Genomic DNA, 15,039 nt, shown 5'->3' on the forward strand with positions numbered 1-15,039 from the left:
ATCCACTATACCTATGACGTCAAAAGGGAAATCTCCCCCTATCAGGCAGCCCAATAATAAAAAAGGTCCTGTAAAACAGGACCTCTGGCAGTTAGCAAAAAGTAAATTGCAGTTGTAGGTTATTGCTATTGTAAAATATCGAATATTCTTTTCATGGCAATAGCATTTTCATGTCAGTCAGAGTTCTGAAAAGCAAAAAGGTTGTTCCGCTTTCGCAGAACAACCTTTCTGGTATAAAAAGCTAAGATTAAGCGTTTACTTTGCCTTTCACTTTTGCAATCACTTCTTCTGACACGTTGTTTGGTGCAGGAGCATAGTGAGAGAACTCCATGATGGAGCTTGCGCGGCCGGAAGACAGGGAACGCAGCTGAGTTACGTAACCGAACATTTCGCTCAGTGGCACTTTAGCCTTGATAACCTGTACACCGTTTTTAGAGTCCATACCTTCCAGCATACCACGACGACGGTTGAGGTCACCTGTAACATCACCCATGTATTGGTCAGGAGTCTGTACTTCTACTTTCATGATCGGCTCCAGCAATACTGGTTTAGCTTTGCGGGCAGCTTCACGGAAAGCTTGTTTGGCGCACAATTCGAATGACATGGCGTCGGAATCCACCTGGTGGAATGAACCATCGAACAGGCGAACCTTTAAGCTGGTCAGCGGGAAGTTTGCGAGCACACCCTGGTTGAGTGACTGTTCAAAACCTTTCTGTACAGCAGGGATGAACTCTTTAGGGATAGCACCACCAAAGATGTCGTTGATGAACTGCAGGGATTTACCTTCGTTCTCTTTCAGCCATTCAGCATCAGCAGGTCCGATTTCTATCTGGATATCGGCAAATTTACCACGACCACCGGTTTGTTTCTTGAATACCTCGCGGTGTTCAACTTTGGTAGTGAGGGCTTCTTTGTAAGCAACCTGAGGAGCTCCCTGGTTTACTTCTACCTTGAATTCGCGACGCATACGGTCAACGATGATTTCAAGGTGCAACTCACCCATACCGCTCAATACGGTCTGACCTGTTTCTTCGTCGGTTTTTGCTTTCAGGGTAGGATCTTCTTCTACCAGTTTAGCAATGGCCATACCCATCTTATCAACGTCTGCCTGAGTTTTAGGCTCAATGGCAATGTGGATAACCGGTTCAGGGAAGGTCATAGATTCCAGGATAATCGGTGCTTTTTCATCGCACAGGGTATCACCGGTTTTAATATCTTTAAAACCAACAGCAGCACCGATATCACCAGCTTCGATGAAATCGATAGGGTTCTGCTTGTTAGCGTGCATCTGCATGATACGGCTGATACGCTCGTTTTTGCCGGTACGGGTGTTCAGTACATAAGAACCTGCATCCAGGTGACCGGAATAAACCCGGAAGAACGCCAGACGACCTACGAAAGGATCGGTTGCAATTTTGAACGCCAGTGCAGCCAGTGGTTCTTTAGCAGAAGGTTTACGTTCCAGTTCTTCACCGCTATCGGGATCAGTACCTTTTACAGCTTCAACATCCAGCGGAGAAGGCAGGTAACGGCAAACCGCATCCAGCATTTTCTGTACGCCTTTGTTTTTGAAGGAGGAACCGCACATCATCGGGATGATAGCGATATCGATAGTAGCCTTACGGATAGCTTCGTGGATCTCATCTTCAGAAATTGAATTAGGATCTTCGAAGAATTTCTCCATCAGGGTATCATCGTATTCAGCAACCGCTTCCACGAGCTTAGCTCTCCATTCTTCTGCTTCAGCCACCATATCTTCCGGGATAGGAACTTCCTGGTAGGTAGCACCTTTACCTTCTTCGTCCCAGATAATACCTTTCATGGTGATCAGATCTACCACACCTTTGAAGGTGTCTTCAGCTCCGATCGGCAGGGTTAAAGGCACAGGGTTAGCACCCAGCATTTCTTTAACCTGTTTTACCACGTTCAGGAAGTCTGCGCCGGAACGGTCCATTTTATTAACGAAACCGATACGTGGTACACGGTAGCGGTTAGCCTGGCGCCAAACGGTTTCAGACTGAGGTTCAACACCGGATACAGCGCAGAATAATGCTACCAGACCATCCAATACACGGAGAGAACGTTCTACCTCTACGGTAAAGTCCACGTGACCCGGGGTATCGATGATATTGAATTTATATTGTTTGGTATCAGGTAAGGCTTTACCTTGTAAGGTTGGAAAATTCCAGAAACAAGTGGTTGCCGCAGATGTGATGGTAATACCTCTCTCCTGCTCCTGTGCCATCCAGTCCATTGTAGCAGCACCCTCGTGCACCTCTCCAATTTTGTGGGATTTACCTGTATAATACAGGATACGTTCTGTGGTAGTGGTTTTACCCGCATCGATGTGCGCCGCAATACCAAAGTTCCTTTGAAATTTTAAGTCTGCCATAATATTAAAGTGACTAAATAATGCAATTTGGGGGGCAAAGGTAATTTATTTTTAACAATAAATAAAATGACCTTCTTTTCCAAATTGTTATTTCTCAAAAACAGATGATAGCCTTATTCATATTGTATTTAATAATTATAAATAGTTCTGCGAAAACCAGTTTTTAGACGGTAGCGACCACTTTTTTATCAATTTCCACCAAAAGTTTAAATTAACGTTTTCCAGGTGTTATAATTCTGTCATATTTGTGAAGCATTGTAAACCGGATATACCTGAAGACTGAGCATTAAAAATACAGCGAAGACCAAGATTTGAAAAATCGGTTTCCCTTAAATAAAATCGTCATGAAATAGAAAGATACTCCGCGCGCTTGTATAACAGGCAGATAAGTTACTTACTATTGTACCCTTCCTGTCCGGCGCTGTAGCAGTCCTGAACCTTTTACTTATAACCATACATATATGAGATCAATTGTACTCAGATGCACGCTCGCACTGTTGCTGCCCGTGTGCGCCTATATTTCATCCCATGCCCAGGTAGTGCTTAAGCGCCAGGTGGTTGCCAACGCAGGCGGTTCCGCGGTGGTTCAGAACATTCAGTTCCAGTATACAGTAGGTGAGCCTGTCATTTTACCGATAACAGATGGCAGGGTATTGCTGACACAGGGATTTCAGCAACCGGAAGATTTTATAAAGCTGACACCGGGGGTAAACCCTGTAAAGAGCTATATACTGTTCCCTAATCCGGCTATCACCAACACCAGGGTTGTATTTGACCTGCTGGCAAAAGTAAATGTAACCCTTGAACTGATCAACCCCGCCGGACAGGTGATACATCATCAATTCCTGGAAATGGGCCCGGGCAAAAGCACCGTGGTACTGCCTGTAAATCATTTTGCCTCCGGTATTTACACTGTTATGCTGAATGTAAACGGCAATGTATTCTTTGAGAAACTTATTGTGCAATAACAAGATCACCCTTTAACAGATGATATTATGAAATACAGTTATACACTCGTGCTTTTTGCCGGGATACTGGCTACAGGTATGCGGGTAACGGCACAAAAGGCCACTCAGAAACCTCCAAATATCGGCGCCAGCTTCCTGCTGGTTAATCCCGACACCAGGAGCAGCGGCACCGGAGATGCTGCCACCGGTTTATCAGCAGACGCCAACTCCCTGTTCTCAAATGCCGCAAAAATAGTATTTGCGGGCGACTGGGGCGTGAGCGCCAATTATTCGCCCTGGATGTGGGAGCTGAACAATAATAAGTCAAACATGGCTTATGTATCTGGTTACAAAACCTGGAATGGAACCGAAGGTATAGGACTTTCCATGAAGTACTTTAATTATGGCTCCGTTACATTCCGGGATGATAACGGCACAGTGCTGCAGGATTATAATCCCAAGGAATTTGCCATAGACGGTACCTATGCCAGAAAACTGGGCAACCACACATCGCTGGCGCTCAGCATGCGGTATGTGCGCAGCCAGCTTGGACAAGGCTCCTATAATAATATCCAGCAGAAACCGGCATCAGCTGTTGCGGGTGATATCAGCTATTATTACCAGAACAGTGTAGACAAGCTGGATTTCGGCAACCGCTATTGTTTTGGAGTAAGTATCACCAATATAGGCACAAAGCTGCAATACTCAGATGATAACAACAGAAAGAGCTTTCTGCCGATGAACCTCCGTATCGGTGGCGGCTATACGTTTGTACACACCTATGAACACGAATTCACTCTTTCTGTAGACATCAATAAGCTACTGGTACCTACCCCTCCCTTGTATGCACTGGATTCCAATGGCATAGAAACCAGCCAGATCCTGAAAGGTAAAGATCCTGACCGCGGTATTGTGGATGCCATGTTCTCGTCTTTCGGCGATGCTCCCGGTGGTTTTCATGAAGAACTAAGAGAGTTCACCATCGGATCAGGGATTGAATATGCCTACAGACAGGCATTTTTTGTACGGGCAGGATATTTCTATGAACATCCCAACAAGGGCTACCGGCAACATTTTTCAGCAGGACTGGGCGTTCGCGTATCCAATCTTGCGCTGGATATCGCTTACCAGTTGCCCACAGGCGAGAGCCTGATCCAGAAAAGAACCCTGAAGTTCTCGCTGGTCTATAACATAGGAGGAAACCGGGACGAAGCCATACAACCATAAACTAATCCATTATTCAGCCACTTATCTGCTAAAATACCCAACATGAAAAACGAATCTATAACACCCAATATGAAGCCACTGATCATACTTGCATTTCTTTTGTTTGCAGGGTTCATTCCCGGCGCTTTTGCACAGGAATCTGTTAAGCCGGAAAATACCGGCGGTAATACCGGAAGGGTAAGGGACGCGTTATTCCCCACATTCCAGAAAGACATTGCTGAGCTGAACAAAAGATCGGCTCCGCCTGCAATGGATCGTGCGGATGTTTCAAAAGACGCAAAAACACGTCTTTTTACAAACTACCAGGCACAGCATAATAACGCTGCGCTCCGGTCGCGTACCTCCCAAAACAAGACAAGACCCCTTCCATCTGACAGTGCCGCGGTGGCACGACCGGATAACCAGACCGGTAAACAAGTTATTCCTCCTATACCTAACCAGGACGGCGGAGCATCACCTAAACCCAAAAAGAATTAAGCGCATCGTAAACTATTACAAAAATGATTATTATGAAAAAGATATGCTACCTGACCTTCCTGCTGTTGATGGTATCATTTCAAATTGTACGGGCACAAAGTGGGTTAACCGGAACCAACTACCAGGCAATAGCCCGCAATACGAATGGAACGATACTCAGCAACCAATCCTTAACGGTGCGTTTTTCTATTTTGGGCGGTTCTGCTGCAGGACCTGTACAATACCAGGAAACGCATAATACTACCACCAATACCCTGGGCCTATTTACTTTACAAATAGGTAAAGGAACTCCTTTAAGCGGTACTTACAGTGGTGTTCCATGGGCTAATGCCAATCAGTACTTAAAAGTAGAAGTATCTATAAATGGCGGTAATTTTAATGAATTGGGAACCTCTCAATTAATGAGCGTCCCCTACGCATTGTATGCCGCCAATGGTAATCCTGGTCCTGCCGGACCAGCAGGTGCTACAGGTCCTGCCGGCCCTAAGGGCGATCCCGGTGCGGTGGGCCCCGTAGGACCAGTTGGACCAGTTGGACCTGCCGGCGCTAAAGGAGATCCTGGTGTAGCAGGACCAGCAGGCCCCGCTGGACCGGTTGGACCCATAGGACCTGCCGGCGCCAAAGGTGATCCCGGTGTAGCCGGACCAGCAGGCCCCGTTGGCCCAGTTGGACCTGTAGGACCAGCAGGTGCTAAGGGTGATCCCGGTGTAGCCGGACCAGCAGGTCCCATTGGCCCAGTTGGACCTGTAGGACCAGCTGGCGCTAAGGGTGATCCCGGTGTAGCCGGACCAGCAGGACCGGTTGGACCCATAGGACCGGCCGGACCTGTAGGCCCCATTGGCCCAGCGGGCCCCCAGGGACCTGCAGGTGATATTAACGGTGTTGCAGCTGGTGGCGATCTTTCAGGTACCTATCCCAATCCCCTGATAGGAGATGGAAAAGTAACACTGGCAAAAATTGCGGCAGGCGTAATTCCTACTACCCTTCCTCCCAACGGCCCTGCCGGAGGGGACCTTTCAGGCACTTACCCCAACCCGGTTGTAAAGGGATTGCAGGGCCAGCCGGTAAGCAATGTGGCTCCTGCGGCAGGCCAGATCCTTAAGTTTGATGGTGCACAATGGGCTGCGGGCGCACCTCCGGGAGGTGGCCTTACCTTACCCTTTGTTGCCACAGAAAATAACGCCTCCACGCTTTTCAGCATTACCAATAATGGCGACGGCACCTCCATCGAAGGGGTAAATAATACCCCCACCTCCAATATTGCAGCCATAAGGGGTATTGTTAGCTCCACCTCACCAGGTGGCTTTTCCAGCGCGGTAAGAGGTATCAATAACGGTACCGGTGGTTTAGGCGTTGGTGTTTATGGATCCCAGAACGGATCTGGCTGGGGCGTGTATGGTACTACCCCCAACGGGCTTGGCGTGTATGGCAACGCCTCCGCCAATGGAACCGGCGTATATGCCAACAGTAATACAGGCACCGGGTTAACTGCTACCAGCAACAATGGTATCCCGGCGAGTATTTCAATTTTTAACAATGCCAATAACAATAATGCCCTGGTTGTTAATTCAGTAGGAAATGGCACGGTGGTGAATGTAACTACAACCGGCAATGGAGCCGGCGTACGTAGCAGCACCGCTGCCGGATTTGGTGTTCATGGCATCACCAGCGCCCAGACATCAGCCGGTGTTGTAGGCGATAATAACGGCGGCGGCGAAGCTGTAGTGGGCAGAACCACCAGCGATATTGCAGGAGCCGTTGTGGGCCGGAATGATGGCGGTGGTTACGGTGTACGTGGATTTATTGCGACCAACACCAGTAATACGGGAATAGGTGTTTTAGGCCAGGTAGGTTTAAACAACAGTACAGGCAGGGCCGGTCGTTTTGAGAACTTCAACAACACCAATACTGAAGCAAACGTACTGGAAGTGGAAAGCAACAGTAATGGTAATATCCCGGATAATACGCGGGGTAATGCTTCTTCATTCCTGTTAAACAATACCAACAGTGTTGGAGCTGCCGTAAGAGCTGAGGTAAATACCATTTTTGGCAACTTCGGAGCGGCTGGAGTATTTGGGGTTTCTTCTGGCACCGGCGGCCGTGCCGGCTTGTTCTATGCTTCCAATCCTTCAGGTAATGGCGCGTCACTGATAGCGCTCACAGATGGTAATGGTAACGCTATTACCGCCAATGCCGGCAAAGACGGTAATGGGGTGGAAACCAATATAGATGGAGCAGGTAACGCCCTGTATGCCTGGGTTCCTACTTTTTCTACAGGCCGGGCGGGCAGATTTGAGATTTTTAACGAAAACAACACCAATGATGTCATGACTGTTAAAACAGTGGGTAATGGCATTGCCGGTAATTTTAAAGTAGACAAAACAACAGCTACTTCTCCAGCTGTTAAGGGGGAAGTAAACTCCATGTTTGCCAATTTTGGAACAGCAGGTATATACGGGGTTTCTTCCGGTACCGGTGGATATGCCGGTTTATTTTACTCCTCTAATCCCGCAGGAAACGGCCCGGCAATACTCGCCCTTACGGAAGGTGGCGGAAATGGCTTAACAGCCAATGCCGGCGGCACCGGGGATGGTGTTGAAGCCTCCTGTGATGGAAGCGGAAATGCTATTTCCGGCTTTGTACCCAACTTCGGAACAGGTAAAGCAGGCAGGTTTGCCAACTTTAATAATGCCAACAGCCAACCTGTGGTACATATTACCACTACAGGTACCGGCAATGGTATGCTTATTAATCACCAGGGACCATCCGGAAGTGTTGCGGTATTCCAGAGTGCCAGTGTGAATGTAGCCCGCATTAATAAAGCAGGCAGGGGCTTCTTTAACGGCGGCACCCAGAACAGTGGTGCGGATGTGGCCGAATCATTTGCAGTAGCCGGCGAGCGCAACACTTATGAAGCCGGGGATGTACTGGTGATCTCTACACATACAGACCGTATGGTGGAAAAATCTTCCGGTGCTTACTCAACGCTGGTTGCAGGTGTATTTGCTACCAAGCCGGGGTTACTGTTAACCGAGAAGGATATTGACGCAGACCTGGATACCGAAGTACCAATGGGTGTAATAGGAGTGATTCCAACAAAAGTATGTAATGAGAATGGGGTTATCCACCGCGGTGATCTGCTGGTTACATCCAGTAAAGCCGGTTATGCAATGAAAGCCGATATAAATAAAGTGAAACCGGGCCAGGTGCTCGGCAAAGCGCTGCAGGAGTTTGATGGTACAGAAGGTAAGATCAAGGTGTTGGTGAATGTAAAATAAGTGTTCCTGGATATAGCGAAAGGCGGGCATCTGCGGATGTCCGCCTTTTTTATATAGAACCTGCTTCGGAAGTTTCCTGCAATTTATAAGCCTGGATTATTTGCATTTTGCTACGCTGTTCTGCAAGCCTTCAAAGGAAGTTGCAACAAGGAAAGTAATGCCAGGAGGAGCTTGCCGGTATCTGCAGGTGTGGTTGGCAATGCCATGTATGCTATCGGCAACAACCTGAAGGCAAGCGGAACCTGCAAATTGTAAAAATGCCGCAACCTGTGGTAGGCTGGCAGGATCAGGTGGCCGGAACTGCAACGGTTCGGTTGGATTAGCCTTATCACTACCTATCAACACAAAAAGGCAAACAGCTCCGGAAGGAACTGTTTGCCAAATATATTGAGTTGCCTGTGAGGGCTATAACTAGATTCTGAAGTGAGAGAAAGCTTTGTTAGCTTCAGCCATACGGTGAGTATCTTCCTTCTTCTTGAATGCTGCGCCTTCACCTTTACTTGCTGCTACGATTTCGTTTGCGAGCTTATCAGCCATGCTCTTACCGTTTCTTTCGCCGGCGTAGCGTACTAACCATTTGATGCTCAGGGATATTTTTCTATCCGGGCGAACTTCCGCAGGAATCTGGAAAGTAGCACCCCCAATACGGCGGCTTCTAACTTCCACACCAGGAGTAACGTTAGCTAATGCTTTTCTCCAAACCTCATAACCGTTTTCACCGGTCATGGTGCTTACTTTATCCACAGCATCGTAGAAAATTTTATAGGCAACGCTCTTCTTTCCTTGTTCCATTACGTTATTAACAAAGCGGGTTACCAGCTTGTCATTGAACCGAGGATCCGGAGCCAGAGGCAATTTCTTTGCAGCTTGCTTTCTCATTTATTGAAAATTACGACTATTTATAATTATTATTTTTTAGCCTTTTCCTTTTTAGTACCATATTTGGAACGGCTCTGCTTTCTGTCTTTCACACCTGCAGTATCCAGGGAACCGCGAACGATGTGGTAACGAACACCTGGTAAATCTTTTACCCTTCCACCACGGATCAGTACGATAGAGTGCTCCTGCAAGTTGTGACCTTCACCAGGGATATAGGCAATCACCTCAACTTTGTTGGTTAAACGCACCTTCGCTACTTTACGCAGAGCGGAGTTCGGTTTCTTAGGCGTGGTAGTGTATACACGAGTACAAACGCCACGACGCTGAGGGCAGCTATCTAATGCCCTGGACTTAGACTTAGCCCGGATAATTTCTCTTCCTTTTCTTACTAATTGTTGTATAGTAGGCATTCTTTACCTAGTTTTTTATGTCGGTTTACAATGACATCCAAATTCCCCACAAAGGGATTTTGGGACGGCAAAGGTAAAACTATATGTGTGAATAACAAAATTGTTTCGAAAATATTTTTGCCGGAATGATCTCCTGGTATAAACAGGGAAAGGTCTTATTATTCTGGTAGCAGCTCAGGATTACCAAAAACCGGACTGCAAAGGTATGATATCCCTTAGAAACTACCATAAAAAAACAGGACCTTTTTATTGGCCCTGTTCTTATATTGACAATAATATATAAAGTACTTATTTCCTGTCTATTAGATAGTTCCAATGCCGGGTATCGGTAGCACGGCCGGTACGGATATCATCCAACTGCCGGATTACTTCCGCGCCAACTTCATATTTGGTGGTATCCAGTTTAATCTGGGTCTCGAGATAATCCAACTGTTCTACATAAGCAACGCTGGAAGCAGTGCCGGTACCAAATACTTCCCTGAGCGTACCATTATTATAGGCGGTTACCACTTCATCAATGGAAATGGGTCTTTCTTCCACTTTAAGTCCCATATCTGCCAGCACATCCATCACGCTGGCGCGGGTTACCCCCTCCAGGATGGTTCCCTGGGTAAGGTCTGGTGTAATAGCTGTATTCCCGATAATGGCAAAAACGTTCATAGTACCGCATTCCTGCAGGTATTTATGCTCATAGCCATCTACCCAGAGGATCTGGTCGTAGCCCTTCTTTTTTGCCTGCATGGTGGGATACATGGTACCGCCGTAGTTACCTGCGGCTTTGGCGTATCCAACGCCACCAGGGAAAGCCCGTACATATTTATCCTGTACAAGTAATTTAATGGGCTTATTAAAATAGGCACCGGAAGGTGAATTGATAATAACAAACTTATAAGTATCAGATGGACGTACGCCAATAAATTCGTCCGCAGCAATCATAAAAGGACGAAGATAAAGGGAACAGCCCTTACCGGCAGGCACCCAGTTGCGGTCCAGGTCGATCAGCAAATCCGTTCCCCCGATAAACAGCCACTCGGGTACCTGGGGCATTCCCATTCTTTCCGCAGAGGCGTTAAAGCGTTTATAATTATCGTATGGACGGAAGATCATAGGATGGCCTTCCGGGTCTTTGTAAGCCTTGATCCCTTCAAAAATGGCCTGCCCGTAATGCCAGGCAGCGTTTGAAGGACTTACAGACAGGTGCTGAAAAGGCAGGATCTCCGCATTTTTCCATTCTTTGCCGTCGAAATCGGCCACCAGCATATGGTCGGCATACATTCTACCAAATACCAGGTTATTGAAATCAACCTCACTCAACCTGCTTTGCGTAGTTTTGGTGACTTTGATCTTCTGAAGTGCCTCTTCCTTAACTGTTGATTTATCTACCATCATGGTTAATCAATTTTATCTCGATATTTTTACATTTTAATCGCTGTGCCACCGGCCCATTACGGAACCGGCAGTGCAAATAAACTGATTTTTCCCCAGAGGGGCTTTTCATATTAAAATAAACAATAATAAATATGTCGCTTGAGCAAACCCAACTTGATCCGTACTTCCTGGCTAAAATCTTTACCCAGCCAATCATTCCCGGGAAAAGCACGCCGGCTGCAGCCGCGGAAAAAGTGGCGCCCAAAGTCAAATATTTAGGAGAAAATCAAAAAAACATTGCGCTCTTCATACAAAATGGAAATGAAGCATACTTAAACGAGGAATTATTCAACCTCCTCACTAATATATTAAATGCCTGTAAACTGGGCATGCAGGATGTATCGCTTATTAACATGATCCATTACCCCTCTCTCACCTTTGCCGACTGGCAGGCTGCCGTGAAGATAGAACGGAGCGTTGTATTTGGGATTGCACCGGAGCAGCTTGGATTAAATGATATTCCCCCCTACCAGCTGGTAACGGTAAATGGTACCACGCTACTGTTTTCCGACGAATTATCGCTGATAGGCAGTGATAAAATATTGAAAGCCAGGCTATGGGCCGGATTAAAACAATTATTAGGCATCTAAATTTCTTTCCGTATTATATGAAGTTGATATTCGCTACCAATAACCAGAATAAAGTAAAAGAGTTCCGGTCGTTACTGGGAGATCAGTTCGAGATCATTACCCTCCTGGAAGCCGGCATCGATATAGATATCCCCGAACCACACGATACACTGGAAGCCAATGCCACAGAAAAGTCTGTTACCATTCACCGGATGACCAGGGAAAACTGCTTCGCGGAAGATACCGGCCTTGAAATAGCCGCCCTCAACGGAGCACCGGGCGTTCTGTCTGCCCGCTACGCGGGGGAACAGAAAGAGGCGGCCGACAATATCGCGAAGGTATTACGCGAACTGGAAGGGGAAACAAACCGCACCGCACAGTTCCGTACCGTTATTTCCCTGATACTGGATGGAAAGGAGTACCAGTTTGAGGGCGTGAGTAAAGGCCATATCACCACGGCCGTTAAAGGAGAAAAGGGATTTGGGTATGACCCGGTCTTTATCCCCGAAGGAGAAACACGCGCTTTCGCGGAAATGGATCTTTCCGAAAAGAACAGGTATAGTCACCGGGCAAGGGCCTTCGAAAAATTTGTGGCTTTCCTTAAACAAACAACAAACGTTTAACATCTTTCTAAAAAATAACAATGGCAAGGATCAAGATAGATTTACCGGCAGCATTTCCATTCAGTTTTCAAATGCCCGTACGGATCCAGGATATTAATTATGGCAACCACGTAGGCAATGACGCCATCCTTTCTATTATACATGAAGCCCGGATCCGGTTCCTCGGCGCTCTCGGCTATAAAGAGCTGGATCAGGAAACCGGCAGCGGTTTTATCATGGCTGATGTGGCAATTGCTTATAAAGGAGAAGGTTTTTATGGAGATATATTTGAAATAGCTGTTGCAGCGGGTGAATTTAACGCCCTGGGCTTTGAATTATTTTATCTTATCACTGCTAACCGTAACGGACAAACGATTACGATCGCGGAAGCTAAAACCGGTATGATATGTTTTGATTACAAAACACACAAAATAGTGAAACTGCCGGCGGACATGAAAGCACGCCTGGAAAAAGGAAAATAAAAACAACAGATCATGGATATAACAACAACGCCCACTGCTGTGGAACAGGTGATTACGGCACGCCGTACAGTGAAACCCACCAGTATGAACGGCCGGAAGATTGCGGATGAAACTGTGCAGCAGTTGCTGCAGCTTGCCGACTGGGCCCCTACACACGGGTATACAGAGCCCTGGTATTTCGTGGTGTTCAGCGGGGATAAAGTAGCACAGTTTTGTAACGATCATGCGGAGATGTATAAGCAATTTACCCCTGCCGACAAATACATTCCGGGCAACTATGATAAACTGAAAACACAGGGTAACCTGGCATCGCATATACTGGCTATTTGTATGAAACGGGGCAACAACCCGAAGATCCCGGCACTGGAAGAAATTGCCGCGGTATCATGCGCCGTGGAAAATATATGGCTGGGCGCTACCGCCCTGGGTATTGCCGCTTACTGGGGTTCCGGCGGTATGACCTACCATTCTGCCATGCAGGATTATTTTGGTTTGGGAGAAGAAGACCTGGTACTGGGCTTCTTTTATATGGGTTATACAGATGAACCTGCCCAACCCGGAAGAAGAATGAAACCTTTTGATCAGAAATTTAAGTGGATGTGATTTTCCGGAAGATGAAGACCAGGCCGGTTTCCATCTTCCGGAAAATTATTTTAACAGATAACCATTCGCTTCCTCTGCAAAGCTGCTGATCTGCGAGGCCACCCAATGTTCGTCTTTATGTAATACTTCCGCCATGATCCTGGCTACGGCAGGGGCTATACGCAGGGCTTCCCTGGCATCCAGGAAAAGCAGCCGGGTGCGACGGGCCAGAAAATCCTCAATATTGCGGGCCATTTCTTCTTTCACCGCCCATACCACCTGCGCTTTAATAATGTGATAATCACGGCTCAGCTCTTCCTGCAAATGCGGGCTGTCGCGCCACCATCTGGTGCAGGTGGAGCACATCGCTGCCATAAAAATACCAGGGATCTTCCCAGTTAACATTATCAGACGCACCATGGATTTTCAGGTGATGGGTAGCGGAAACAGTAGCCTTCCATTTCAGTACTTCTTCCAGCTTTTGTATAACATCTTCCGCCATCCGGCGATAGGTGGTCCATTTACCGCCGATAATGGTAACAAGATTTGATTTTGAAACGATGATCTTATGACTGCGGGAGATCTCTTTTGTTTTATGCCCCTCCGCCTTAGCGGCAGCCAGCGGACGAAGCCCTGCCCAAACACTGCGGACATCGGAACGTTGCGGCGCCCTTGATAAATACTGACCTGCGGTGCGGAGGATAAAAGCAATTTCCTCTTCCAAGGCTCGGGGCTCCAGGCTAATGTGATTAATGGGAGTATCGGTAGTACCCATCACCACTTTGTTGTGCCAGGGCACAATAAACAGCACCCTCCCATCGCTGGTAGACGGGATCATCAGGGCATTATGCCCCGGCAGGAAATCGCTGTCGAGCACCAGGTGCACTCCCTGGCTGGCAGCAATGGATTTAGGTGCAGCGGGGTTATCCATTTCCAGCACATCATCTGCAAACACGCCGGTAGCGTTGATCACTGCGCGGGTATTGAGATAAATTTCCTCTCCTCCATCCAGGGTATCCTTCACCGTTAGTCCACTGATATTTCCCAGCTCATCTTTCCGCAAACCGGTTACCTTCATATAGTTCAATACAGTGCCTCCGTTATCTGAAATGGATTGGGCCAGGTTAATGGCCAGTCGTGCATCATCAAACTGCCCGTCGTGATACAGCACACCTCCGGCGAGTTTATCCTGTTTAAGCGTAGAAAGACGCTCCAGTGTGGCTGTCCGCGAAATATGCACTGATTTGCCAAGACTGAGTCGCCCGGCCAGCCAATCGTACATTTTGAGGCCGATAGTGTACTTCAGGTTCTCCCAGAAGTTAAAAGTAGGAATAACAAAAGCCAGGTTACGTACCAGGTGGGGCGCATTGGCAGCCAGCAATCCCCTTTCCACGCTGGCTTCCCTCACCAGCGACACATCGCCCTGCGCGAGGTAACGTACGCCTCCATGTACCAGCTTTGTGCTTTTACTGGAAGTGGATTTTGCAAAATCCACCTGCTCCAGCAGCAGGGTCCTGTAACCTCTTGTTACCGCTTCCAGGGCTGCGCCGAGGCCGGTAGCCCCTCCTCCGATCACTATAATATCCCAGGGGCCGGGGTCTTTTCTTAATGAGGCAACGAGCGTTTCTCTGTTCATAAGCCAGTTTTCATTGGACTTGCCAATCATATACAAAATACTGCGGATTCCGGTACCCGACAAATAAAGCAACCGGGTTCCAGAAAACTTAACGGCCAGGAGGGTTAAAAGTTTTAAATTCAGGAACATT

14 protein-coding genes are annotated in these 15,039 nt (G+C 47.4%); 8 read left to right on the top strand and 6 right to left on the bottom strand.

Annotation, left to right across the window (positions count from 1 at the left end; translation table 11 throughout):
* Window positions 1-247 precede the first annotated feature (247 nt).
* Complete coding sequence (fusA, locus tag ABIE50_RS31295; protein WP_209862994.1) at window positions 248-2,392, bottom strand: elongation factor G; 2,145 nt, start codon at window positions 2,390-2,392, stop codon at window positions 248-250.
* Window positions 2,393-2,853: 461 nt separating this feature from the next.
* Between fusA and ABIE50_RS31300 the strand changes: the two genes are divergently transcribed.
* From ABIE50_RS31300 to ABIE50_RS31315, 4 genes are read left to right on the top strand one after another with little or no spacing between them, the layout of a single operon-like run.
* Window positions 2,854-3,360, top strand: coding sequence for a T9SS type A sorting domain-containing protein (locus tag ABIE50_RS31300; RefSeq protein WP_142685969.1), 507 nt, complete (start codon window positions 2,854-2,856; stop codon window positions 3,358-3,360).
* A 27-nt stretch (window positions 3,361-3,387) separates the two neighbouring features.
* A complete protein-coding gene (gene porV, locus ABIE50_RS31305) occupies window positions 3,388-4,566 on the top strand; it encodes a type IX secretion system outer membrane channel protein PorV (protein WP_209862996.1) in 1,179 nt (392 codons plus the stop codon).
* A 42-nt stretch (window positions 4,567-4,608) separates the two neighbouring features.
* On the top strand, window positions 4,609-5,043 hold the full coding sequence (locus ABIE50_RS31310; RefSeq protein WP_209862999.1) for a hypothetical protein: 435 nt from the start codon (window positions 4,609-4,611) through the stop codon (window positions 5,041-5,043).
* Window positions 5,044-5,075: 32 nt separating this feature from the next.
* On the top strand, window positions 5,076-8,321 hold the full coding sequence (locus ABIE50_RS31315) for a DUF8740 domain-containing protein (protein ID WP_209863001.1): 3,246 nt from the start codon (window positions 5,076-5,078) through the stop codon (window positions 8,319-8,321).
* 411 nt (window positions 8,322-8,732) lie between these two features.
* Here ABIE50_RS31315 and rpsG read toward each other — a convergent pair whose 3' ends face one another.
* The 3 genes from rpsG to ABIE50_RS31330 form a co-directional block, all read right to left on the bottom strand.
* The gene (gene rpsG / locus ABIE50_RS31320; RefSeq protein ID WP_142685965.1) at window positions 8,733-9,200 is read right to left on the bottom strand and encodes a 30S ribosomal protein S7; all 468 of its coding nucleotides are present in this window, start codon (window positions 9,198-9,200) and stop codon (window positions 8,733-8,735) included.
* A gap of 29 nt (window positions 9,201-9,229) precedes the next feature.
* Window positions 9,230-9,610: a 30S ribosomal protein S12 gene (rpsL, locus tag ABIE50_RS31325; protein WP_012789278.1), complete on the bottom strand. Its 381-nt coding sequence runs from the start codon at window positions 9,608-9,610 to the stop codon at window positions 9,230-9,232.
* A 288-nt stretch (window positions 9,611-9,898) separates the two neighbouring features.
* On the bottom strand, window positions 9,899-10,999 hold the full coding sequence (locus ABIE50_RS31330; protein ID WP_209863004.1) for a branched-chain amino acid aminotransferase: 1,101 nt from the start codon (window positions 10,997-10,999) through the stop codon (window positions 9,899-9,901).
* Between the two features lie 131 nt (window positions 11,000-11,130).
* On the opposite strand from ABIE50_RS31330, the gene ABIE50_RS31335 reads away from it, so the two are divergent.
* Genes ABIE50_RS31335 through ABIE50_RS31350 form a run of 4 tightly spaced genes read left to right on the top strand, consistent with a single transcriptional unit; the run spans window position 11,131 to window position 13,294 of the window.
* Window positions 11,131-11,628: a hypothetical protein gene (locus tag ABIE50_RS31335; RefSeq protein WP_209863007.1), complete on the top strand. Its 498-nt coding sequence runs from the start codon at window positions 11,131-11,133 to the stop codon at window positions 11,626-11,628.
* 17 nt (window positions 11,629-11,645) lie between these two features.
* Window positions 11,646-12,230, top strand: coding sequence for an RdgB/HAM1 family non-canonical purine NTP pyrophosphatase (rdgB, locus tag ABIE50_RS31340; protein WP_209863010.1), 585 nt, complete (start codon window positions 11,646-11,648; stop codon window positions 12,228-12,230).
* A 20-nt stretch (window positions 12,231-12,250) separates the two neighbouring features.
* Entirely contained in the window at window positions 12,251-12,691 is a 441-nt protein-coding gene (locus tag ABIE50_RS31345; protein WP_209863013.1) for an acyl-CoA thioesterase, read from the top strand.
* Window positions 12,692-12,703: 12 nt separating this feature from the next.
* Window positions 12,704-13,294: a nitroreductase family protein gene (locus ABIE50_RS31350; RefSeq protein WP_209863016.1), complete on the top strand. Its 591-nt coding sequence runs from the start codon at window positions 12,704-12,706 to the stop codon at window positions 13,292-13,294.
* A gap of 45 nt (window positions 13,295-13,339) precedes the next feature.
* On the opposite strand, the gene ABIE50_RS31355 is transcribed toward ABIE50_RS31350, so the two are convergent.
* The gene (locus ABIE50_RS31355) at window positions 13,340-13,648 is read right to left on the bottom strand and encodes a glycerol-3-phosphate dehydrogenase C-terminal domain-containing protein (RefSeq protein ID WP_354028262.1); all 309 of its coding nucleotides are present in this window, start codon (window positions 13,646-13,648) and stop codon (window positions 13,340-13,342) included.
* Entirely contained in the window at window positions 13,575-14,909 is a 1,335-nt protein-coding gene (locus ABIE50_RS31360; protein WP_354028263.1) for a glycerol-3-phosphate dehydrogenase/oxidase, read from the bottom strand. The genes ABIE50_RS31355 and ABIE50_RS31360 overlap by 74 nt, the downstream gene beginning before the upstream one ends.
* Between the last annotated feature and the right edge of the window lie 130 nt (window positions 14,910-15,039).

It is taken from the genome of Chitinophaga sp. OAE865 (assembly GCF_040546735.1).
Taxonomy (GTDB): domain Bacteria; phylum Bacteroidota; class Bacteroidia; order Chitinophagales; family Chitinophagaceae; genus Chitinophaga; species Chitinophaga polysaccharea_A.

Coding starts and splice junctions, on each gene's coding strand:
- fusA (WP_209862994.1), bottom strand. CDS start 2,392: ATGGCAGACTTAAAATTTCAAAGGAACTTTGGTATTGCGGCGCACATC.
- ABIE50_RS31300 (WP_142685969.1), top strand. CDS start 2,854: ATGAGATCAATTGTACTCAGATGCACGCTCGCACTGTTGCTGCCCGTG.
- porV (WP_209862996.1), top strand. CDS start 3,388: ATGAAATACAGTTATACACTCGTGCTTTTTGCCGGGATACTGGCTACA.
- ABIE50_RS31310 (WP_209862999.1), top strand. CDS start 4,609: ATGAAAAACGAATCTATAACACCCAATATGAAGCCACTGATCATACTT.
- ABIE50_RS31315 (WP_209863001.1), top strand. CDS start 5,076: ATGAAAAAGATATGCTACCTGACCTTCCTGCTGTTGATGGTATCATTT.
- rpsG (WP_142685965.1), bottom strand. CDS start 9,200: ATGAGAAAGCAAGCTGCAAAGAAATTGCCTCTGGCTCCGGATCCTCGG.
- rpsL (WP_012789278.1), bottom strand. CDS start 9,610: ATGCCTACTATACAACAATTAGTAAGAAAAGGAAGAGAAATTATCCGG.
- ABIE50_RS31330 (WP_209863004.1), bottom strand. CDS start 10,999: ATGATGGTAGATAAATCAACAGTTAAGGAAGAGGCACTTCAGAAGATC.
- ABIE50_RS31335 (WP_209863007.1), top strand. CDS start 11,131: ATGTCGCTTGAGCAAACCCAACTTGATCCGTACTTCCTGGCTAAAATC.
- rdgB (WP_209863010.1), top strand. CDS start 11,646: ATGAAGTTGATATTCGCTACCAATAACCAGAATAAAGTAAAAGAGTTC.
- ABIE50_RS31345 (WP_209863013.1), top strand. CDS start 12,251: ATGGCAAGGATCAAGATAGATTTACCGGCAGCATTTCCATTCAGTTTT.
- ABIE50_RS31350 (WP_209863016.1), top strand. CDS start 12,704: ATGGATATAACAACAACGCCCACTGCTGTGGAACAGGTGATTACGGCA.
- ABIE50_RS31355 (WP_354028262.1), bottom strand. CDS start 13,648: ATGGCAGCGATGTGCTCCACCTGCACCAGATGGTGGCGCGACAGCCCG.
- ABIE50_RS31360 (WP_354028263.1), bottom strand. CDS start 14,909: ATGAACAGAGAAACGCTCGTTGCCTCATTAAGAAAAGACCCCGGCCCC.